The organism is Halalkalibacter sp. HAAS-P014 (genome assembly GCF_056619965.1).
Genome location: NZ_JBWQTV010000003.1, coordinates 130,311 through 151,095 on the forward strand (window position 1 = coordinate 130,311; position 20,785 = coordinate 151,095).

The 20,785-nt window shown below is 36.4% G+C and carries 22 protein-coding genes; 16 read left to right on the forward strand and 6 right to left on the reverse strand.

The features are described 5' to 3' along the window. Positions 1–27: 27 nt before the first annotated feature. On the forward strand, positions 28–3,480 hold the full coding sequence (gene pyc / locus AC1FXZ_RS03240; protein WP_480050930.1) for a pyruvate carboxylase: 3,453 nt from the start codon (positions 28–30) through the stop codon (positions 3,478–3,480). Positions 3,481–3,558: 78 nt separating this feature from the next. Here the strand turns inward: pyc and AC1FXZ_RS03245 are convergent, their stop codons facing one another. Then, a complete protein-coding gene (locus AC1FXZ_RS03245; RefSeq protein ID WP_480050932.1) occupies positions 3,559–4,458 on the reverse strand; it encodes a COX15/CtaA family protein in 900 nt (299 codons plus the stop codon). Positions 4,459–4,757: 299 nt separating this feature from the next. Here AC1FXZ_RS03245 and cyoE point away from each other — a divergent pair, with 299 nt between their 5' ends. The 6 genes from cyoE (at position 4,758) to AC1FXZ_RS03275 (ending at position 10,449) form a co-directional block, all read left to right on the forward strand. Further along, positions 4,758–5,693 (forward strand): heme o synthase, encoded by a 936-nt coding sequence (gene cyoE / locus AC1FXZ_RS03250; protein WP_480050934.1) that lies wholly within the window; start codon positions 4,758–4,760, stop codon positions 5,691–5,693. Positions 5,694–5,795: 102 nt separating this feature from the next. Next, positions 5,796–6,827 carry a cytochrome c oxidase subunit II gene (gene coxB, locus AC1FXZ_RS03255; protein WP_480050936.1) on the forward strand — a complete coding sequence of 344 codons (1,032 nt, stop codon included), beginning with the start codon at positions 5,796–5,798 and terminating at the stop codon, positions 6,825–6,827. 27 nt (positions 6,828–6,854) lie between these two features. After that, on the forward strand, positions 6,855–8,723 hold the full coding sequence (gene ctaD, locus AC1FXZ_RS03260; RefSeq protein WP_480050938.1) for a cytochrome c oxidase subunit I: 1,869 nt from the start codon (positions 6,855–6,857) through the stop codon (positions 8,721–8,723). 3 nt (positions 8,724–8,726) lie between these two features. Beyond that, entirely contained in the window at positions 8,727–9,341 is a 615-nt protein-coding gene (locus AC1FXZ_RS03265; RefSeq protein WP_480050940.1) for a cytochrome (ubi)quinol oxidase subunit III, read from the forward strand. A 13-nt stretch (positions 9,342–9,354) separates the two neighbouring features. Continuing rightward, entirely contained in the window at positions 9,355–9,699 is a 345-nt protein-coding gene (locus tag AC1FXZ_RS03270; protein WP_480050942.1) for a cytochrome C oxidase subunit IV family protein, read from the forward strand. Between the two features lie 189 nt (positions 9,700–9,888). Then, positions 9,889–10,449 carry a DUF420 domain-containing protein gene (locus AC1FXZ_RS03275; RefSeq protein WP_480050944.1) on the forward strand — a complete coding sequence of 187 codons (561 nt, stop codon included), beginning with the start codon at positions 9,889–9,891 and terminating at the stop codon, positions 10,447–10,449. A gap of 38 nt (positions 10,450–10,487) precedes the next feature. Here the strand turns inward: AC1FXZ_RS03275 and ytvI are convergent, their stop codons facing one another. Then, positions 10,488–11,546, reverse strand: a complete 1,059-nt coding sequence (ytvI, locus tag AC1FXZ_RS03280; protein WP_480050946.1) for a sporulation integral membrane protein YtvI — start codon at positions 11,544–11,546, stop codon at positions 10,488–10,490. A 177-nt stretch (positions 11,547–11,723) separates the two neighbouring features. Here ytvI and AC1FXZ_RS03285 point away from each other — a divergent pair, with 177 nt between their 5' ends. Continuing rightward, positions 11,724–12,179, forward strand: a complete 456-nt coding sequence (locus tag AC1FXZ_RS03285; RefSeq protein ID WP_480050948.1) for a TcaA NTF2-like domain-containing protein — start codon at positions 11,724–11,726, stop codon at positions 12,177–12,179. A gap of 56 nt (positions 12,180–12,235) precedes the next feature. Here AC1FXZ_RS03285 and AC1FXZ_RS03290 read toward each other — a convergent pair whose 3' ends face one another. Beyond that, positions 12,236–12,586, reverse strand: a complete 351-nt coding sequence (locus tag AC1FXZ_RS03290) for a YugN family protein (protein WP_480050950.1) — start codon at positions 12,584–12,586, stop codon at positions 12,236–12,238. A 256-nt stretch (positions 12,587–12,842) separates the two neighbouring features. On the opposite strand from AC1FXZ_RS03290, the gene AC1FXZ_RS03295 reads away from it, so the two are divergent. Further along, positions 12,843–13,919, forward strand: a complete 1,077-nt coding sequence (locus AC1FXZ_RS03295; protein WP_480050952.1) for a CAP domain-containing protein — start codon at positions 12,843–12,845, stop codon at positions 13,917–13,919. A 37-nt stretch (positions 13,920–13,956) separates the two neighbouring features. Here AC1FXZ_RS03295 and AC1FXZ_RS03300 read toward each other — a convergent pair whose 3' ends face one another. Beyond that, positions 13,957–14,466 (reverse strand): PaaI family thioesterase, encoded by a 510-nt coding sequence (locus tag AC1FXZ_RS03300; protein ID WP_480050954.1) that lies wholly within the window; start codon positions 14,464–14,466, stop codon positions 13,957–13,959. Positions 14,467–14,610: 144 nt separating this feature from the next. Between AC1FXZ_RS03300 and AC1FXZ_RS03305 the strand changes: the two genes are divergently transcribed. From AC1FXZ_RS03305 to AC1FXZ_RS03315, 3 genes are all read left to right on the forward strand, one after another. Beyond that, positions 14,611–15,033 carry a YlbD family protein gene (locus AC1FXZ_RS03305; protein WP_480050956.1) on the forward strand — a complete coding sequence of 141 codons (423 nt, stop codon included), beginning with the start codon at positions 14,611–14,613 and terminating at the stop codon, positions 15,031–15,033. Between the two features lie 21 nt (positions 15,034–15,054). Further along, complete coding sequence (locus AC1FXZ_RS03310) at positions 15,055–15,315, forward strand: YlbE-like family protein (protein WP_480050958.1); 261 nt, start codon at positions 15,055–15,057, stop codon at positions 15,313–15,315. Between the two features lie 103 nt (positions 15,316–15,418). Continuing rightward, entirely contained in the window at positions 15,419–15,847 is a 429-nt protein-coding gene (locus AC1FXZ_RS03315) for a hypothetical protein (protein WP_480050959.1), read from the forward strand. Here AC1FXZ_RS03315 and AC1FXZ_RS03320 read toward each other — a convergent pair. Further along, positions 15,837–16,616: an ATP-grasp domain-containing protein gene (locus tag AC1FXZ_RS03320; RefSeq protein WP_480050961.1), complete on the reverse strand. Its 780-nt coding sequence runs from the start codon at positions 16,614–16,616 to the stop codon at positions 15,837–15,839. The two genes, AC1FXZ_RS03315 and AC1FXZ_RS03320, sit on opposite strands and share 11 nt — an antisense overlap. 74 nt (positions 16,617–16,690) lie before the next feature. Here AC1FXZ_RS03320 and uvsE point away from each other — a divergent pair, with 74 nt between their 5' ends. From uvsE to AC1FXZ_RS03340, 4 genes are all read left to right on the forward strand, one after another. Beyond that, positions 16,691–17,662 carry a UV DNA damage repair endonuclease UvsE gene (uvsE, locus tag AC1FXZ_RS03325; RefSeq protein ID WP_480050963.1) on the forward strand — a complete coding sequence of 324 codons (972 nt, stop codon included), beginning with the start codon at positions 16,691–16,693 and terminating at the stop codon, positions 17,660–17,662. A 66-nt stretch (positions 17,663–17,728) separates the two neighbouring features. Continuing rightward, entirely contained in the window at positions 17,729–18,169 is a 441-nt protein-coding gene (locus AC1FXZ_RS03330) for a YlbF/YmcA family competence regulator (protein WP_480050965.1), read from the forward strand. A 146-nt stretch (positions 18,170–18,315) separates the two neighbouring features. Next, entirely contained in the window at positions 18,316–18,594 is a 279-nt protein-coding gene (locus AC1FXZ_RS03335) for a YlbG family protein (protein WP_480050967.1), read from the forward strand. 180 nt (positions 18,595–18,774) lie between these two features. Then, positions 18,775–20,016, forward strand: coding sequence for an MFS transporter (locus AC1FXZ_RS03340; protein WP_480050969.1), 1,242 nt, complete (start codon positions 18,775–18,777; stop codon positions 20,014–20,016). A gap of 95 nt (positions 20,017–20,111) precedes the next feature. On the opposite strand, the gene AC1FXZ_RS03345 is transcribed toward AC1FXZ_RS03340, so the two are convergent. Continuing rightward, positions 20,112–20,501 carry a DUF7147 family protein gene (locus AC1FXZ_RS03345; protein WP_480050971.1) on the reverse strand — a complete coding sequence of 130 codons (390 nt, stop codon included), beginning with the start codon at positions 20,499–20,501 and terminating at the stop codon, positions 20,112–20,114. Positions 20,502–20,785: the final 284 nt, after the last annotated feature.

Sequence of the window (20,785 nt, forward strand, 5' to 3'; positions counted from 1 at the left end):
CTTTTTATAGAACGAAGGAGGAGTATGATGAACGGACTGTCAAGTATCAAGAAGGTATTAGTAGCAAACCGTGGCGAAATTGCCATTCGGATATTCCGAGCGTGTACAGAATTACATATTAGAACCGTTGCAATATATTCAAAAGAGGATTCAGGTGCCTATCATCGTTATAAAGCAGATGAAGCTTATTTAGTTGGTGAAGGAAAAAAGCCTATTGAAGCATACCTAGATATTGAGGGTATCATTGAAATTGCTAAGTTACATGAAATAGATGCAATCCATCCGGGGTACGGATTTTTGTCGGAAAACATCGATTTTGCTAGACGTTGTCAGGAAGAAGGAATTATTTTTATCGGTCCAGAACTTGAGCATCTAGTTATGTTTGGAGATAAAGTACAAGCTCGTGAACAAGCGTTAAAAGCTGATTTACCAGTTATACCGGGAAGTGATGGTCCTGTTCAGAATGTTGAGGAAGTGCAAACTTTTGCCAATAAACATGGTTTTCCTTTTATCATTAAGGCATCGCTAGGCGGTGGTGGACGTGGGATGCGAATTGTCCGAAAAGCTGAAGATCTCACGGAGTCATATGAACGTGCTAAATCAGAAGCGAAATCGGCTTTTGGAAATGATGAAGTATATGTTGAAAAGTTCATTGAAAACCCTAAACATATTGAAGTACAAATATTAGCAGATAAGCATGGAAACATTGTTCATTTGTATGAACGTGATTGTTCCGTCCAACGTAGACACCAAAAAGTTGTTGAGGTTGCACCTAGCGTCGCACTAGGTGAAGATGTTCGCAAAAAAATATGTGATGCAGCTGTTCAGTTAATGGAAAAGATTGAATATGTCAATGCAGGTACCGTCGAATTTCTTGTTACAGAATCAGGGGAATTTTATTTTATTGAAGTTAATCCTCGAGTGCAAGTGGAGCATACGATAACAGAGATGGTGACTGGGATTGATATTGTTCAATCACAATTATTAATAGCAGATGGAGAAAAGTTACATGGTGCAAGAGTAGGTATTCCTGATCAAGATAAAATTATTTGTAGTGGCTTCGCAATTCAGTCACGTGTTACAACAGAAGATCCTAGTAATGGATTTATGCCAGATACCGGACGTATTAACGCGTATCGATCCGGGGGAGGTTTTGGGGTTAGACTAGACGCAGGTAATGGGTTCCAAGGTGCGGTCATTACACCGTATTATGATTCGCTGCTTGTAAAAGTTTCAACTTGGGCACTTACGTTTGAAAGTGCAGCGGCGAAGATGTTACGTAATTTACGTGAATTCCGAATTCGTGGCATTAAAACTAATATTGCCTTTTTAGAAAATGTAGTTCAACATCAACAGTTTTTAAATGGAGAATATAATACTTCTTTTATCGATAATACACCAGAACTCTTTGTGTTTCCAAAACGAAAAGACCGTGGTACAAAAATGCTTTCTTTTCTAGGTGAAACAATTGTAAATGGATATCCGGGCCTGGAAAAAGAAAAGAAACCGATTTTTGACAAGGCACCTATTCCAAAATTGAAGTATACGGATCCAATCCCAAATGGGACGAAACAAATCTTAGACGAACAGGGTCCAGAGGGTTTAGCAAACTGGGTAAAGAATCGAAATGAAGTCTTGTTAACGGACACAACTTTCCGAGATGCGCATCAATCGTTACTTGCAACGAGAATTCGAACTCATGACCTGAAGCAAATAGCCGAGCCTACCGCAAGAATGCTTCCAAATTTATTTTCAATGGAGATGTGGGGTGGAGCGACCTATGATGTTACAATGCGTTTCCTACATGAGGATCCGTGGGAACGATTAATGATTCTAAGGAAGAAAGCGCCTAATGTCTTATTCCAAATGTTGTTGCGCGCGTCTAATGCAGTTGGCTACAAGAACTATCCGGATAATGTCATAGAAGAATTTGTAGAGAAGTCAGCAGATGCAGGAATTGATGTTTTCCGTATTTTTGATAGTTTAAACTGGGTACAAGGGATGACACTAGCGATAGATTCTGTGCGTAAAAGTGGCAAAATTGCCGAAGCCTCTATGTGTTATACGGGGGATATACTAGACCCATCACGTTCAAAGTATGATTTGAATTACTATATTAATTTGGCAAAAGAGTTAGAACAATCGGGTGCTCATATTCTAGGAATAAAAGATATGGCAGGGTTATTGAAGCCGGAAGCTGCTTATCAACTTATTACGGAATTAAAAAGCTCAGTTGATATACCTATTCATTTGCATACGCATGATACAAGCGGGAATGGAGTATTTACGTATGCCAGAGCGATTGAAGCAGGAGTCGATATCGTTGATGTCGCTGTAAGTTCTATGGCTGGACTTACCTCACAACCAAGTGCAAACAGTTTATATTATGCTTTAAGTGGCTCGAAACGTCAGCCTGATGTGAATATTCGTTCACTTGAGCAACTAGGCGAATTCTGGGATTATACAAGGAAGTATTATGCTGGATTCGAGAGTGGAATGAATGCTCCACATACTGAAGTATATGAGCATGAAATGCCTGGTGGTCAATATAGTAATCTACAACAACAAGCAAAAGCAGTCGGATTAGGTGCGCGTTGGAATGAAGTGAAGAAAATGTATAGAATCGTTAATGATATGTTTGGTGATATTGTTAAAGTGACTCCATCTTCAAAAGTAGTAGGGGATATGGCTCTATATATGGTTCAAAATAACCTAAGTGAAACAGATATCTATGAAAAAGGTGAAACATTAGATTTCCCAGATTCTGTTGTTGAACTGTTTCAAGGACAGCTAGGTCAACCATATCAAGGATTTCCTAAAAAGTTACAAGATATTATTCTAAAAGGAAGAACACCGACCGAAGGAAGACCTGGTGAATCAATGGACCCAGTAGATTTCCAGCATATTAAAGAGACTCTCTTTAAAAAGTTAGAGCGTCAAGTGACAAGTCATGATATGCTGTCTTATGCGATATACCCGAAAGTCTTTATCGATTTTGAACAGTTCCGTCAACAGTTTGGGGATGTATCGGTTCTTGATACACCAACATTCTTTTACGGCTTACGTCTGGGCGAGGAAATTGAAGTTGAAATAGAAACGGGAAAAACGTTAATTGTAAAGCTAGTTTCCATTTCAAAACCAAAGGAAGATGGGACACGTATTGTTTATTTTGAGCTTAATGGTCAGCCTCGAGAAGTAATCATTAAAGATGTGAATGTGCAAACCAGTACTGTTACTCGTCCGAAAGTTGATAAGGATAACCCAAATCAAATAGGGGCAACTATGCCGGGGACCGTTGTGAAAACCCTTGTTTCTAAGGGAGATAAAGTGAAAAAGGGAGATCATTTAATGATAACCGAAGCGATGAAAATGGAGACAACCGTTCAAGCGCAATTTGATGGAGTTATAAAAGATGTATTTGTTAGTGATGGAGATCCTATAATAAATGATGATTTATTAATTGAACTTGTGATAGAATAAAAAAATAATTAGTATAAAGTGATAAAAATTGGGTAATAAATGAAAAAATGACAGCTGTTATGCTGTCATTTTTTCATGTTAATTATTTGGTTTACGTAATAAAATCATTGCCATATAACTTAAATTCGAGAATAAAACAGAAATAATAAGTGCGTGCATCAAGCCAATTGATATTAATTCATTTTGAGTGAACACAACTGAAATTCCTGTCATCGCTTGAAGGATAATTAAGATAAAAGCAATTACACTTGTCCATACGAGTATTAATTCGGATCGGAAGCGACTGATTGTCCATATCATCAGGATAAGCAAGAATATTGCGAGAGTAATTCCTGATACTCTATGCAAAAATTGTGCTCCGATTGGTCCTGATAGTCCAGGGAATAACATTCCATTACATAGAGGGAAACCTGCGCAAGCAAGAGCTGATTCCGTATGTTTTACATAGGCACCTGTATAAATGACTAGATAGCAATACGTGATGACGAAAAAGAAAAAACTCTTGTAACCTTTTGTTACTTTAGGGGCAATTCGTCGCGTTCTCCCATCTTCGAATGCTAAGATCGTTAGTAGCACAACAGAAGCTAGGGACATAGCTGAAATTCCGAAGTGAAGGGCCAGAATTGCCTTAGATTGGCCAAATACAACTGCACCTGCACCGAGTAACCCTTGGAAAATAATCAATAAAACAGCTGCTATAGACATGAACTTCGTTTCTCTAACATGTTTTAACTTTTTCCAAGACCAAATTGCAAGAATAATAATCAAGACACCGACTAAGCCGGAGACGATTCGGTGGCTATATTCGATAATCGTTTCAATAGCCGGGTTGACTGGAATAACCTCTCCGAAACATAATGGCCATGTTGCGCCACACCCTTCCCCAGAACCCGTCTTTGTCACAAGGGCACCTTGCAGGAGAACGATTAATAGGCCGATAGAGGACAGAATGCCGAAGATTTTTAATCCTTTATGCATTCAAATCACCTTTCCTTCTATAAAATTGTAAAAATCTATGCTAGAGTGAGCAATGGTTATTTTATTGCTTTCTCAATTGATCTTAAAAACAAATATGAAAAATGTCAATTTTACTAGAGTGAATATTTTATGGACATTGTTTAAATGTGAAGATAATGTGAAACTCATGATTTTAATGAAACTAAATAGATTTTAAGATATAATGTGATTTGAAGCACACTATGTGAGAGAGAAATACTTTATTTCGTTTTTGTAAGAGTGCTCGAATTCGTTGACTCTACAAAGGGGGTGAAAGATTGATGAATAAGACTAATACCGCTTTGGAACCATCAAAGGTTATAGCTAGTCCAGATTCATCAGTTGCTGTTAATCAGCAAAAGTCATGGAAGGACTATCTTGTTCTTGCTAAGCAAGGTATTGTTACATCTAATTTAATTACAACATTTGCCGGGATCTATTTAGCGGCAGTTTATACAGGTGTTGGGCTGGGATCACACCTAGCAACAATGTTTTTTGCGCTTATTGGTGCAGCTCTTGTTATGGCAGGTGGTTGTACATTAAATAATTATATTGATCGAGATATTGATCATATTATGGAACGTACAAAAGAGCGACCGACAGTAACAGGGCGTTTTTCTGCCAAACATGTGCTGATTGTCGGATTAGTACAATCTGCAGTTGGGCTTGCATTCTTAGCACTTACAACAGCTACAGCTGCTGTTATTGGATTAGTAGGATTGTTTATCTATGTTGTCCTATACTCAATGTGGACAAAACGTACAACGACACTAAATACAATTGTAGGTAGTTTTTCTGGTGCTGTTCCACCATTAATTGGTTGGGCGGCTATTGATGGAAGTTTACACACATATGCATGGATTTTATTTCTTATAATGTTCTTTTGGCAGCCGCCTCATTTTCTTGCTCTTGCAATGAAACGTGTTGAGGAATATCGCGCTGCTGGAATTCCAATGTTACCAGTTGTTGCAGGTTTTGAAGTGACAAAAAGGCAAATGGTTGTATATGTCCTTGCGCTTTTACCTGTTTCCTTAATGCTATATCCTTTTGGCATTGTCTACACGATTATTACAGCAGCCTTAGGTATAGGATGGGTTATCCTAGGTTTTGCTGGTTTTAAAATGAAAGATGATATTAAATGGGCTAGGTTAATGTTTGTATACTCGCTCAATTATTTAACTATTCTTTTTGTTCTTATGGTCATTGTTCATATTTAATTGTTGATAATTCTTATCGGAAAATTAATTTGAATAATGATTGTAGATATATATCTTAAATGTAGTATTAACTACTTAACGAAAGTGAGGTTGGATTGTCAGATGAAACTTTGGAAAACTACATGGCGTTTTCTACCTCTCTCGTTGCTCGTATTTGTATTAACGGGCTGTTTGGGAGAGACGAACTTAACTGCCCTTGATCCAAAGGGTCCACAATCACAATGGCTTTTTGACAACATGCTTTTATCGTTGTACATCATGGCCTTAGTGACAATTGTCGTATTCGCAATCTTTTTCATTATTCTTGCAAAGTACCGTCGTTCTCCAGGAGATGATGAGATTCCTAAGCAAGTACATGGTAATACGGCACTAGAAATTACTTGGACTGTTATTCCTATTATCTTGTTAACTATTTTAGCTGTTCCAACGATTACTGGACAATTTATGTTAGCTGATACAGAACCAGATCCAGAAATTGGAGATGATACAGTCCATATCACAGTTACTGGTCACCAGTTCTGGTGGCAATTTGATTATGAAGATGAAGGATTTACTGCAGGTCAAGAAGTTTACATTCCTGTAGGAGAAAAAGTAATTTTCGAACTGAAAGCAGAAGATGTTATTCACTCATTCTGGGTACCTGCTTTAGGTGGTAAGTTGGATACAGTTCCTGGAATTACAAACCACATGTGGTTAGAGGCTGATGAGCCTGGAGTATTTAAAGGGAAATGTGCTGAGCTTTGTGGACCTTCACATGCATTAATGGACTTTAAGCTTATTGCTCTTGAACGTGATGAGTACGATGCATGGGTAGCTGGAATGCAAGCTGAAGTTGAAATGCCTACTGAAACAGTAGCACAGCAAGGCCGTGATGTATTTGAAGTTGAGGGTTGTATCGGCTGTCATGCTACAAGTGGAATGGGAACAGCTGCTGGCCCGGCATTAGCGGACTTTGCTAACCGTGAGGTAATTGCAGGATATTTAGAAAATACTGATGAAAATCTTGAAGCTTGGATTCGTGATCCTGAATCATTGAAACAAGGAAATAATATGCCTGCATATCCAGATATGAGCAATGAGGACATGGAAGCATTAATTGCTTACCTTCGTTCGCTAGATGTACAAAACAACTAAAATTCGTTTTAAAAGGAGGTAAACCCTTTGGCTGCACAAAAACAGGAAAAGAGCGTTATTTGGGATTGGTTAACAACGGTTGACCATAAGAAGCTTGGAATCATGTATTTGATTGCAGGGACGCTTTTCTTTGTAAAAGCTGGTGTGATGGCGCTATTTATGAGAATCCAGCTCATGTATCCAGAGATGAATTTTTTAAGTGGTCAAACATTTAATGAATTCATTACAATGCATGGTACAATCATGCTATTTTTAGCTGCCACACCGTTATTATTTGCATTTATGAACTATGTCATACCATTGCAAATTGGAGCACGTGATGTTGCGTTCCCATTTGTCAATGCACTTGGTTTTTGGATTTTCTTATCAGGTGGGTTGTTACTAAGTATGAGTTGGTTCTTTGGTGGGGGACCAGATGCTGGTTGGACAGCATATGTACCACTATCAAGTCGTGATTACGCAGGGATAGGTCTTGACTTTTACGTGCTAGGCTTGCAAGTATCAGGTATTGGTACACTTATTTCTGCTATTAACTTTCTAGTAACAATTATTAATATGCGTGCACCTGGAATGACAATGATGCGCCTACCATTATTTGTTTGGACATCATTTATTTCATCTACATTAATTTTATTCGCATTTACACCACTTGCTGCTGGTCTAGCGCTTTTAATGTTAGATCGTATATTCGATGCACAATTCTTTATTACGAGTATGGGTGGTAATGTAGTTTTATGGCAACATATTTTCTGGATCTTTGGACACCCAGAAGTTTACATTCTTGTATTACCAGCTTTTGGTATTATATCAGAGGTTATACCAGCATTCTCAAGAAAGCGTCTATTTGGTTATACAGCAATGGTATTTGCAACAATGATTATTGCTTTCTTAGGATTTATGGTATGGGCTCACCATATGTTTACAGTAGGTATGGGACCAGTAGCGAACTCTATCTTTGCGATTGCAACAATGACGATTGCTGTTCCTACAGGTATTAAGATTTTCAACTGGCTCTTTACGATGTGGGGAGGAAAAATAACATTCAATACAGCAATGTTATTTGCTTCTTCATTTGTACCAACATTCGTTCTTGGTGGGGTAACAGGGGTCATGCTTGCAATGGCACCAGTAGATTATCTTTACCATGACACATACTTTGTTGTTGCCCACTTCCACTACATAATTGTTGGTGGTATTGTATTGGCGATATTTGCTGGACTTTTCTATTGGTATCCAAAAATGTTTGGACACATGTTAAATGAAACACTTGGAAAGTTATTTTTCTGGGTATTCTATATCGGTTTCCATTTAACGTTCTTCGTACAGCATTTATTAGGTCTTATGGGTATGCCACGTCGTGTATACACGTATCTTGGCGACCAAGGGTTAGATGCATTTAACTTTATTAGTACAATTGGAACATTCTTCATGTCTGCAGCGGTAATTATTCTCGTGATTAATATTATCTATTCAGCATTTAAAGGTGAGCGTGTTACAGTTGCTGACCCATGGGATGCTCGTACTCTTGAGTGGTCGACACCTACTCCAGTACCAGAGTACAACTTTGCACAAACACCACAAGTGCGCTCACTAGATCCTTTATTCTATGAGAAAGTACATGGTGATGGGACTATGAAGCCGGCTGAACCTATTCAACCAATTCATATGCCAAATGGTTCAATTCTACCAATAATTATTTCTATAGGTCTTTTCTTTGCAGGGTTTGGTTTCATTATGATGAACATGGATAATCCTATTATTAACCCTTGGATCGTTGCAATTGGTGGTCTAGTAATTACATTTGGTTCGATGTTTGTTCGTTCAGTGAAAGAAGATCATGGCTACTACGTTCCAGTTGAGAAAGTAAAAGAAGATCTTAAGAAAGGAGGAAACTAAGATATGGCGGGTCATGTAGATACTTCAAAGGGGCTTCCTTCTCATCCGGAGAGAGCTACATTAGAAGGTAAAAACAAATTTCTCGGCTTCTGGTTCTTCCTTGGTGGTGAAACAATTCTATTTGCAACGTTCTTTGGAACGTATTTAGGGCTTCGTAATGGTATTGCTGATGGACCTTCTTCTCAAGAGATGTTTCATCTACCACTTGTCTTCATTATGACAATGATACTTTTAACAAGTAGTTTGACAAGTGTTCTAGCTATGTTTGCGATGAAGAAAAACAAGTTTGGGACTTTCAAAATTTGGATGTGGATTACAGTATTACTCGGTTTAGCATTCTTAGGTTTTGAAATCTATGAGTTCTATGAGTATGTGCATCATGGTTTAGGTTATACAACAAGTGCATTTGCGTCATCATTCTATACACTTGTCGGCTTACACGGTGCCCACGTTGCTTTTGGTTTGTCTTGGATTATTGTCCTACTTATTCGTTACAATAAAAGTGGCATTACATTAACGAATGCTCCTAAATTTTATGTGGCTAGTTTATATTGGCACTTCATTGACGTCGTGTGGGTATTCATCTTCACGGTTGTATATCTTATGGGAGTAGTATAAGGGGGGCTAATAGATGGCAGATAACTTAAGTACACCATTTGAGAAAAGTGCAATGACAGATGAAGAAAAACGTCAGACAAGTAAAGAAATTCGTAAGCAAGTAGTTGTGTTTGCTTTAATGATTTTCTTAACGATCTTATCGTTTTTAGCTGTCGGAGCAGGTATATTTCCACGGTCTTTTGCAATTCCGTTTATTCTGATCTTAGCTGCAATTCAATTTGCGCTACAGTTGATCTTCTTTATGCATCTAAAAGATAAGGATCACGGTTGGGCAACGGCATTTATGATCTCTGGTATTTTTGTTACCGTTCCAACCATTGCAGCATTAATGTTGCTACTTGGTATTACAAAATACTAATATAGCTCAAGAAGAGGATGATTAGAATCATCCTCTTCTTTTTTTCTGGAAAAAAAGCTGTATTTTGTACGATTTTGTATTTTGTTAATGGTTAAATTTGTTCAACAGATTGTAAAGAGGGGCTACTCTTTTTTTGGTGTGATTGGTGTATAATAAATACGTATGAATTTTATGTAAAGGCGTGATGAAATGAACCAATCCAATAACGAAAGTGTTCTAAATAACTCTTTTAAAAAGAGAAATTATAAGCCTGCAATTATAATAATTACGATTATTATAAATGGACTAGTTGCATTGCTAGCTGGTTTACCAGGAGTAGACAATTTCACTGCATTCGATGTTAAAATTCTACCAATGATGAATGCGATTTTTAATAGTTTTACGTTTTTATTTTTAGTTGGTGCTCTTATTGCGATACTGAAAAAGAATGTAACTGTACATCGTCGTTTTATATACGCAGCATTTATTACAACAACTTTATTTCTTGTCACTTATGTAGCACATCACTTTTTGTCTGCTTCAACTCCTTATGGGGGGACAGGCTTCATGGCAGGGGTTTATTATTTCATATTGATCACACATATTATATTAGCAGCTGTAATTGTTCCACTTGCTTTAACATCTGTTGCTAGGGCTTGGAACATGGAAAATGAGAGGCATAAGAAAATAGCTAGATGGACGATGCCTATATGGCTATATGTTAGTTTTACAGGGGTTGTTGTTTATATTATGATTTCTCCATATTATTAAAAAGAACTTGGTCATATTTTGACCAAGTTCTTTTTAAATTAAATCTTTATATTTAGTTTGATGATTCCTGCTTCTTTAGCAGAAGTAAATGCGATAACAATAAGAGGGCCAACGATAAAGCCTATAACTCCAAATAACATTAAACCAATATACATTGCAATTAATGTAGCAAGTGGAGACAAACCGATTTGTTCCCCCATAACCTTTGGCTCAACTGTCCGACGAATGATAAGTAAAACAGCTGCAAGAATAAGTAATTGAGTACCGATATTCATATTTCCAGCGATTAATTGGAAAATAGCCCATGGTGCTAAAATAGCGATAGAACCGATTATAGGGATAAAGTCAATCAGCCAAATAATAAATGCCATTAAGAGGGCATATTCAGGAACAATTAGTAACAATCCTATCAATGAGACAATAAAGATTATGATACTAACTAAAAATTGAGCCTTGAAAAACCCCCAAATAACGTATGTTAATCGCGAAGTCATAAAGTTAACTTTATCTTTCGTACGATCAGATAAATACGTAAATATTTTATATTTTAAAGATGGTAGTTCAAGCATGAAAAGAAATAAAGCAATGAGATAGACAACAAATGTCACTAAGTATCCGGGAATACTAGTAATTATTGAAGCGGCATCATTGATAATATTTCGCTCTGCAATCGTTGTTCTAAATGAGTTTAAAGCATTTGTTACATGTAAATTAATTTCGTGTACTAAGTCTGGTGGAAGATTTGCATACTCATCTTCTAGGGTTCGTTGAAAATTCAGCCAAGCACGGTTAAGATCATTTACGTATTGTGGTAAGTTCTCAACAATTTGTGTTCCTTGTGTAACTGCTTGGGTTGTTATGTAATAACCACCTAATCCAATAAAGAATACAAATAAAGTAAAAACAATCATTACGGCAATATTTCTTTTTATCTTAGCTCGTTTATGTAGAGCGTTTACTGCTGGTGTCAAAATAAGTGCTGTTACAAAAGCGACAATAAGTGGAATCGAAACAGGTAATATAAAATAAGCTGCAATTACGATTGCAATAATGGTTAAGATGATAATTAAGCTGCGCTTTGTCATTAGTGCTGTCAATTTGAGACTCCTCTCTCATAAAAAGTACTCCTTTTATTATATTACGAACGCAATCAGATGAACAGGTTAAAGGGTCAAATTCATTGAAGTCGATCACAAAAAGATGACTCTTTTCCTCTTTTTAGTTTGAATATGCTATAATAAAGTCTAATCAAAATAATATTTAGGGGCGTAAGAATGCATAAATTAAGCTATATACTATCGTTTCTACTTTTCCTTTCTCTTGCAGCGTGTGCTTCGTCAGAGCCTGAGCAATTAACTCCACTTAACGCTGAAGAAAGTGAAGAAGTAGCTAACTTCTTGATAGAGTATAAAGAAAAAATGATTGAATCGGTTAATACTGGCGATTTTAACTTATTGGAACCATATTTGATTACTAATAATAGTTACTACCATTCAGTAAGGCGCTATATAAGCGACTTGCATGGGGAGCGTATAACGAAAGAACTCAATGATTTTGAAGTTCTGACTGTATATGAAGATGAACTGGGAGAGTTTCATGCTGATGTAAATGAAGTTGTTACATTATTTGAGTATGGTGAAGAAAACAAGGTTTCAAGACAATTACGGTTTGAGTTAGTACGTGGTGGTGATGATTCATTAAGAGTTATCATTATTAAAGAGAGAAAATAACACAAAAATAAGACAACAAGGATAATAGCCTAGTTGTCTTATTTTTGTGTTATTTATTAATTGGTTTCGATGTTTTTCTTAAGTAACTCTAGTTTATTATTACACTTATCAATAATAGCTTGAGGGAAGTCTTCGCCGTCGTACTCTACACCATGGGGGTAATAATGTTTACCAAGCATAGGTGGCATAAGTTTTACGATTGCATCTTCCTTTGGGATATCGCCTTTTATCGCATAAGCTGGAACCCTAAGGTAATATACATCCCCTTGGTTAACGATTTTGTAATCTAATGTTACTCGTTGATAATCCCATTGACCAGCATGGACAAAGCCAATTGATTCCGCAGCGTGACGAAATGTTTCAAATTTCACTTCTTTATCTGCAAGCTCGATATGTTCAAATTTCACTATGAATACGCCTCCAATTCATCATATATGTACTCTATTTATGATAGTATGAAATGTCTTCAGTTGCAATGGATTAATCATGAAACTTTTATGGATAATTTCACCTTCGACAGATTTATTGTTATAAGCGACAGAACCTTACATAGTTAGTTAAAGGAAATGACATAGTGAATTTCGAATTTTACTATAAGGGATCGAGGAGGAAATAGCACCACTTCTTAGAAAGGAACTTCTAGGTTTGGAAAGAGGGGTTAATATGAAAAAAAAGCATGTGATAATCGGTAGTATGATACTTTTTATTTCTATTATTATTTTTGAAAGTGTATACGAGGTTGAGATAAATGAGTGGTTTCAACAACCTGTCTTGGAAGAGGAAGAGATTCTATCTAGTGAAGAAGTCTATTCCATAGTAGAAGAGAAAGTAACAGAGGATGATCCAATTCAACTAGCAAGTCATGAACATTTTATAGGGATCTCTGTAAATGACATTAAAGCAGAATTTGGGGAACCTGATCGAATTGATTTATCTGCATATGGTTATGAATGGTGGATCTATCAATCAATTGATGATTCTTATATGCAAATTGGTATTGAAGATGGGGAGGTTGTGACAGCATTCTTAACTGGAGATATACGAGGACAAGAGTTATCATTAGGTAAGACGTACAGTGAAATAAACGAACTCCTTCAATTTAAGGAACGTGTTGATGTAACATCTAGTACAGGTGGAATGTATCAGTTTGAATTGACGCGAGAGGATGTCAAAATGAGACCATTAGGAAAAATAGAAGATATATGGGTCCAATTTTATTTTGATACACATACAGAGGAGTTATCTAGTATGCGATTGTTAGCTAGTGAAGTGTTAATAAGGAAAAGACCATATTCAGTTTCTTATATAGGAGAACCACCAACACAACCGTCTTTTACGAATGAGGAGTGGGAAAAGATTGAAGATAGCAATGCTAAGCAAATATTTGATTATACAAATATTATAAGGAATCGTCACGGTCTAGAACCTTTTGAATGGGACGAGACAGTATCAGATGTTGCTTATCTTCATAGCAAAGATATGAGTATAAATGATTTTTTCTCCCATACATCTCCGACATTTGGTGAAGTAGGTGATCGCTTTAAAAACGGTGATGTACCTTTTATGTTAGCTGGTGAAAACATAGCTGCGAAATATATCGATGGTTTAGCTGCTGTAGAAGGATGGTTAAATAGCGAAGGGCATCGGGTGAATTTGTTACATGAAGAATTTAGTCATTTAGGAGTAGGAGTATATAGAGAACACTTCACGCAGAATTTTTTAACTCCTTGGCAATTATAATTTTGTCAATGCTAAAAAGACCGAGAAAAAGGAAAGATTAACCTTTTTCTCGGTCTTTTTTTATAACAAAGAAAGTTGCTGTAGCCATGGCTACTAGTTTTTCGTCTTCGTTATATGCCTTAGCCTCTGTTACCCAAGCCTTATTCCCTTTATGGATCACCGATGCTTTGCATTGTAAATATTCACCTAATCCAGGTTTAATATAGTGGATATTCATTTCTGATGTTACTGCTGCTAAACCAATTGGTAGGGATTGATTCACCATTGAGCCCATTGTCTCATCTAGAAGCGTAGCTATAACCCCTCCATGAACTATTTTTAACCCATTTTCAATAAGGGGCTGAATGGGAATAGTAACTTCATAATGATCATTTTCAAGAAGATGATGTTTAATTCCGGTAATCGCTGTTAAATACGTATTGTAAGAGCCTTGTTGTTTCTTTAGTAACCTATCTAAAATATTTGAAACTAAGGCCTGTTCTTCCTCAGTTGCGTTGGAAAGAAATTGATTTGTTTTATCTAGGATGTTATGAGTTGTATTGAGCATGTATAAAAATCCTCCTGTTTTATTTTAATCTTACATATTGTAGCAAAATTACCTTACAAGGCAAACTGTTTTGTTGAAATGGGAACATTGGACTGGGCATTTGTGTAAGCTATTATAAAGAAAATTAAAAGGAAGGTGAAATAAATGACACAAAGACAGGGGTTACATCCTTCCGTGCAAGAGTTTAAGAAATTTATGAAAAGAAACCCAAACTTATTAAAAGAAGTGAAAGAGGAAAGAAAGACACTCCAAGAATTATTTGAAGAATGGAGCGTGTTTGGAGACGATCATGAGCATTGGAAGACGTATTTAACTAACGAAGACATTGAAGTTAGTGATGATGAAGGCAATGAAAAAGAGGAGAAATCGACCAATAGTGCACTAGATGCTTTTGGACAAATTATGGGACTTGTTAAAAGAATGAATGTTGAGGATGTGCAAAATCATTTGACACAATTTAGTGCGGTCCTCTCAAATATTCAAAATGTTATCCAATCATTTCAGAAGCCTTCTGATCAACCTACTCAAAATCAACAAGAACATCCCTTTTCTTTTCGACGCGATTAATGAAATGTGAGGAGGAACTATATGAGAGCAGATATTCAACAGTTCTTACACGAGAGGCCAGATTTACGTCAGTATATAAGACAACACCCTAAGTGGTATCGACATTTAACAAGAGATCCGAACTCAATCGTCACATTAGAAAAGGAAGCCAACCAATTTTATGGCCGTACTTTACCCCAACGCGTAGAAAAAGTGCAAAATTCCCTCGGTCTCATTATGATGATGATGGAGATGTTAAAGGGGCAAGCAATGGGGGCTGAATCACAAGGACCTGTTCAATAAATGTTGACAGGTCTTTTTTGTATTTACTATAAAATTGTTGATGAATAAAAGAGTTGATTGGAGGAAACCTATTTATATAAATTGATAGAGGAGTAGGAAACGGATGCATAAGCATATTGTCTTTTTAACCTGTTTAATATTATTCTTTATACCTGTTAATGTTTGTGCGAGTCAGCTAGACTCATTACAGCGATTTCAGGTCGTCCCTCTTCAAAGTACTGGTGTCGTAACTGTTCAAACTAAAACGCAAGAAAAATTAACAATTCATCACGAAGTAAGAAAAAATGATGTGCTTATTGAGTGTTTTCTCAATCGGTTTCAATTTAAAGAAGAAAAAGTCGGAAATCTCCATCAAGATGGAGAAGGGCATATCCGACTTTATATAAACGGAGAGCATGTTGACACATTATTTCAACCCGCTTTTCTCATTGAAGATCTACCTTTAGGGGAATATGAAATAAAAGTTGTCGTTGTGAAGAATGATCGAACGCCTTATGAGAATTTGGAAGAATCATTTGTTGTTACAATTTAGTGATGTTATTTTGAAGATACTCATAAATGTTTTTTTCTATCGATATTCCAAGTTGTTGAAACCCTTGGTTTCCAAAGAGTGTATTAAATTCTAAAAAGTAAAAGTTTCCATCAACGGAAATTACATCGAAACCAGCGTGGTTAATCCCTAAATTGCGAGCTGTTGTACGAACGAGTTCGATGGCTTCTTCTGGAATGTTGTCAAAGGAAATACGGGCACCTTGTGCGACGTTATTTCGAAATGTATTTCGTTCATTAATACGCCAATAAGCAGTAACGACATCATCTCCAACAAAACAAACTCGTAGATCTCGATCAATTGGTAAATATTCCTGAATGTAGAAGTACTCGTTCTTCTCAGCATAATCGTGAAATTGTTTGTGAGTTTCGATTAGAAAGACACCTTTTCCCATAGAATTTCGATTTTCTTTTGCTACAAAAGGAAAAGGAAACTCTGCAAAAACACGATTAATATTATCATGATTGCGCCCTAAAATGAGTGTTTTGGGTACATGATTAGGGGTAACGCTCCATAGGGCTCTAGTTACCTCAATCTTGTTAAAACCCATTTGTATAGATTGAATACTTGGAAATATCTTTTTTTTCATTCCATACATAAGGGCATTAACTTGCCAATTTTCAGGGAATAAACAAACGTCAGCTTCTTCAATTTTTTTTCGTTCTTCCAGTTCAAACATGCGTTCAGGTTTAACATATTTTATTCCTGGCATGCCAATTGTTCTGAAAGGATTAAATGTAACAATCTTCATTACTCACGCACCTTTCTCTTCATACATTTAAATAAGACGAATGAATTATAGACAAAGTTTGGAGGGAAGTCAACATGGACAACCAGTGTTCAATTCGCTTAGGGTATGTAGCTATGAGTGTATTGTTATCCAATGCATCTCCGTCCCAAACGATGACAGCTAAACAATTCGAAAAAATTGCCGATCATGATGCTGGCATTCGCAAATTAGAGAGAATTGCTACATCCAATTTAAATAATTGTCTTAGATTATTAAAGCACAATAAAGCACATGATATTTGTTTTTTTCGTATGTCATCCAGGCTTATTCCACTGGCTAACCACCCATTGACACAGGGATGGAAGTTCGAACGGTCACTTGCTTCGGTTTTAAAGGAATTAGGAGAATTTATAAAGAAAAACAAAATGAGAGTAGATTTCCACCCCGATCATTTCGTTGTGTTAAATAATCGGTCAAAAGACATTTTAGAACGGTCATTACGTACACTTATAATGCATTACAAATTATTAAAGGGCATGGGAATTGATCATACCCATCGTTGTGTCCTCCATATTGGTGGTAAAAAGGCAGGGAGGGAAGAAGGGTTAGAGCAGTTTATTTCCAATTTCGCTAACATACCTAGGCCAATCCAAGAAATGATAATGATTGAAAATGATGATCTTAATTACACAATTGAAGATGCATTATACTTAGGAGAAAAGTTAGATGTACCAGTCATTCTCGACCTTCATCATTTTGATGTTTATCAAAAATCATCTGATCTTCTTCTAATTTGGGAACGGATAGTTAATTTATGGAAAAGTAGTCCACTACCTGTTAAAATTCACATCTCGAGTCCTAAAGAAGGTGAGAAGGACAGGCGACATCATGATTATATTAATAGTGATAGGCTTTATAATTTTCTTGAGATGATTAAAGGTACAGTTGACCACGTTGACATAATGATTGAAGCAAAACAAAAAGATGCAGCATTACTTAAATTAACATCAGAACTAAAACAATATAGTCACATTGAAGTCAATACACCAGCATCCATTCATATATAGTTAAGAAACAAGAAGTTATCGAATTTTGATTTGGTGTGCTATACTGATTGGTAGGAGGTGTGAGTAATGCTCGCAACTATGACAACTTTTGAGTTGCTTGACCAAGCAAGCGAACTTGGACAAGCAGTAATTCAATCTGAGACCTATCAGCAATATTTGATAGCTAAGAAAGAGCTGCAAGCCGATTCGAAAGCACAAGAGCGAATTCAAAAGTTTACTAAATTAAAGGACCAATATGAAGAAGTACAACGTTTCGGGAGATATCATCCAGATTACGATAAAGTTTCAACTAATATACGGAAAGTCAAACGCGAGGTTGATCTAACACCAAGTGTTTCAGACTTTAAACAAGCGGAGAAAGAGCTTGAGTCATTATTGAACGAAATTAGTGAAATACTAGCTCGGGCAGTATCTAAAACAATAAAAGTTCCTACTGGCAATCCTTTTTTCGACAATATGTCCTGCAGTGGGGGTTGTGGCACTGGTGGAGGGTGCAGTTGTAGTTAGTGTGGAGGGAAGCATGAGCTTCTCTTCTTTTAATTAGGTGTGGTATAAAAGTATACTTAAACTAAAGATGAACGTGCACTATTGATGGTTAAGGTAGAACATGCTAGACTGAATTGATAAAAGATTATTCAGGAGGAGAACATTATATGCTAAATGGAAAGCGACAAGGAATAGCTGTTTGGCTAACATCGTTAAAATTTGCTAGACAACTACGTCGATTTGGGAATGTTCACTATGTATCAAAGAAAATGAAATATGTCATTTTTTACTGCGATCAAGAAAAAGTGGATGATACAATAAAAAAGTTACATACCTTTCCTTTTGTTCGTGATGTGAAACCTTCGATGCGACCATTTATTGAAACAGAATTCCAAAATGCAAAGCCAGATAAAGCAAAAGAGTATGATTATAAGATGGGGATTTAAGGCTACTTAAGTAGGCTGCTAATTAGCAACCGAACGAGTGTCTTTTTTTTATGAAAAATCGAGCAATTGGCAAGAGATCATATGTTTCTGCAGGTTTATCGTCTATAGATCGAGTTTTCGCGTTTGATTATTTCGTTTGGCGAAACATATAATGGATCTAGAAGTAAAGGAAGTGGTAACGTGGTTAGCTGGAAACGCAATTTATGGATCCTGGTAATTAGTCAATTTCTTGTCATCAGTGCAATGACAATGATCATTCCTTTTTTACCTCTTTATTTACAGGAGTTAGGAGTCGATAATCCTAAGACACTAAGTATTTGGGCAGGTGCTATTTTTGGTGCTAATTTCCTAACAGCTTTTTTGTTTTCTCCTTTTTGGGGAAGAATGGGTGATAAATACGGACGTAAAATGATGATTTTACGCTCTGGATTTGGTATGGCTTTATTTGTAAGTTTAACAGGTTTTGCAACGGGTCCAATTACTCTTCTTCTATTACGCCTGCTAAATGGAGTAGTTTCTGGATTTATTCCTGCTTCAATAGGATTAGTTTCAACCAACACGCCTAAAGAAAAAGTTGGATATGCGCTTGGTCTGTTGCAGTCTGGTTCAGTATCAGGTTCTATCTGTGGACCGTTAATAGGGGGAGTGTTAGCACAAAATTTCGGGTATCGAACAGTCTTTTTAATTACCGGAGCTTGTATTTTTATTGCGACGATGGTTGTTTTCTTTTTTGTGAAAGAACAATTTACCCCTGTTAAAGCTAAGGAGAGAACAAGTACTGTTCAAGAGTTTAGTATGATTACAAATAGGAAGCCACTCTTGTCATTATTTATTGCTATTTTCTTTATACAATTTGCTGTAATGGGTGTAAATCCACTATTGTCGTTATTTGTCGAAGAGTTAACTTCACCAGCGACGGTTGCTTTTTATGCTGGATTAGTTATTTCTGTAATGGGCTTTGCCAATATGCTGACTTCTCCCTATTTAGGAAAGTTAAGTGACAAAAAAGGAGCCCAAAAGGTTTTACTGTATTCCATTTTAGGTGTTGCACTTTTTTCACTACCACAAGCTTTTGTGACTGAAATATGGCAATTAGTTTTGTTACGATTTTTTATTGGATTATGTTTAGGAGGGTTGTTACCAGCAGCAAACACACTGATTAGACTTCACGCACCACAAGGAATGGAGAGTAGGACATATGGATTCTCGAATAGTGCAATGTATTTGGGGAATATGTTGGGGCCTATTTTAGGTGGTCTAGTTGTATCAGGGGTTGGAATAAGAGGTTTATTTATTGTGTGTACTATTTTCCTACTAGTCAATATTTTTATTGTTAAATTTAAAATTTTACCAATTTCAAATAAAGTGTTTGAACAAGAACAACAAAGGAGAAAGAACGAAGAGATTGCCTCTCAAATGTAAACGACAAGCCCCAAGTGTTCTACTAAAACATTTGGGGCTCGTCGGCGTTTAGTTATGTATTGTTTTTAAAAATAGAAGTATAGGTCAAATAATGGTTAATGCAGTGCAGGAATATAACGGTTCATTCGAAGTACACCGATCAAATAATGATAATATAATTCGTTTTCCTTAAATTGGTTTGAAGGCTTTACTTCAAGTTTGTGAATTGGTTCTTCGATTTCATTTGATAATGTTTCAAATAACCGATATCGTTCAGATGGTTTGATATCTGGATTATGAATGCCTTCTAAACATAAATAAATAGGCATCATTTTTCCAGGTGCTGCAGGTTGTAAAATTACTGCCAGAGAGGTTCTTTCTATATTGTTGATTGTAGTATCTAAGCGCAATAGCATATGAACCCTAGATTGATTCGATTTTGCAAGCTCAAGCAATTCATATAAATCATTGTACCCTTCACCTAAGAGTATAAATCGTTGAATCATAATTAAAAACCCTCTTTCTATGGAATACGAATGAAATGTAGCATGAATTTGAGAACTTGTCGAGTGCGAAGTATTATAAAAAAAACCCCCGCAAGGAATCCCTTGCGAGGTGCCCATACAACATACTAATGTATGTCATGAGGCTATGGGAGAGGAGAAACCGGAGGAAGAACTTATGGGGAAACGTAAGCCTTCTCCGCGGTTGTAGCAACACATTAGAGTGTTACTAGTTGAAAGTATGACCATAAATTTCTGTTTGCATACATCAAGGTTAGAAAAATTTT

Coding starts and splice junctions, on each gene's coding strand:
- pyc (WP_480050930.1), top strand. CDS start 28: ATGAACGGACTGTCAAGTATCAAGAAGGTATTAGTAGCAAACCGTGGC.
- AC1FXZ_RS03245 (WP_480050932.1), bottom strand. CDS start 4,458: ATGCATAAAGGATTAAAAATCTTCGGCATTCTGTCCTCTATCGGCCTA.
- cyoE (WP_480050934.1), top strand. CDS start 4,758: ATGAATAAGACTAATACCGCTTTGGAACCATCAAAGGTTATAGCTAGT.
- coxB (WP_480050936.1), top strand. CDS start 5,796: ATGAAACTTTGGAAAACTACATGGCGTTTTCTACCTCTCTCGTTGCTC.
- AC1FXZ_RS03265 (WP_480050940.1), top strand. CDS start 8,727: ATGGCGGGTCATGTAGATACTTCAAAGGGGCTTCCTTCTCATCCGGAG.
- AC1FXZ_RS03270 (WP_480050942.1), top strand. CDS start 9,355: ATGGCAGATAACTTAAGTACACCATTTGAGAAAAGTGCAATGACAGAT.
- AC1FXZ_RS03275 (WP_480050944.1), top strand. CDS start 9,889: ATGAACCAATCCAATAACGAAAGTGTTCTAAATAACTCTTTTAAAAAG.
- AC1FXZ_RS03285 (WP_480050948.1), top strand. CDS start 11,724: ATGCATAAATTAAGCTATATACTATCGTTTCTACTTTTCCTTTCTCTT.
- AC1FXZ_RS03295 (WP_480050952.1), top strand. CDS start 12,843: ATGAAAAAAAAGCATGTGATAATCGGTAGTATGATACTTTTTATTTCT.
- AC1FXZ_RS03300 (WP_480050954.1), bottom strand. CDS start 14,466: ATGCTCAATACAACTCATAACATCCTAGATAAAACAAATCAATTTCTT.
- AC1FXZ_RS03305 (WP_480050956.1), top strand. CDS start 14,611: ATGACACAAAGACAGGGGTTACATCCTTCCGTGCAAGAGTTTAAGAAA.
- AC1FXZ_RS03310 (WP_480050958.1), top strand. CDS start 15,055: ATGAGAGCAGATATTCAACAGTTCTTACACGAGAGGCCAGATTTACGT.
- AC1FXZ_RS03315 (WP_480050959.1), top strand. CDS start 15,419: ATGCATAAGCATATTGTCTTTTTAACCTGTTTAATATTATTCTTTATA.
- AC1FXZ_RS03320 (WP_480050961.1), bottom strand. CDS start 16,616: ATGAAGATTGTTACATTTAATCCTTTCAGAACAATTGGCATGCCAGGA.
- uvsE (WP_480050963.1), top strand. CDS start 16,691: ATGGACAACCAGTGTTCAATTCGCTTAGGGTATGTAGCTATGAGTGTA.
- AC1FXZ_RS03330 (WP_480050965.1), top strand. CDS start 17,729: ATGCTCGCAACTATGACAACTTTTGAGTTGCTTGACCAAGCAAGCGAA.
- AC1FXZ_RS03335 (WP_480050967.1), top strand. CDS start 18,316: ATGCTAAATGGAAAGCGACAAGGAATAGCTGTTTGGCTAACATCGTTA.
- AC1FXZ_RS03345 (WP_480050971.1), bottom strand. CDS start 20,501: ATGATTCAACGATTTATACTCTTAGGTGAAGGGTACAATGATTTATAT.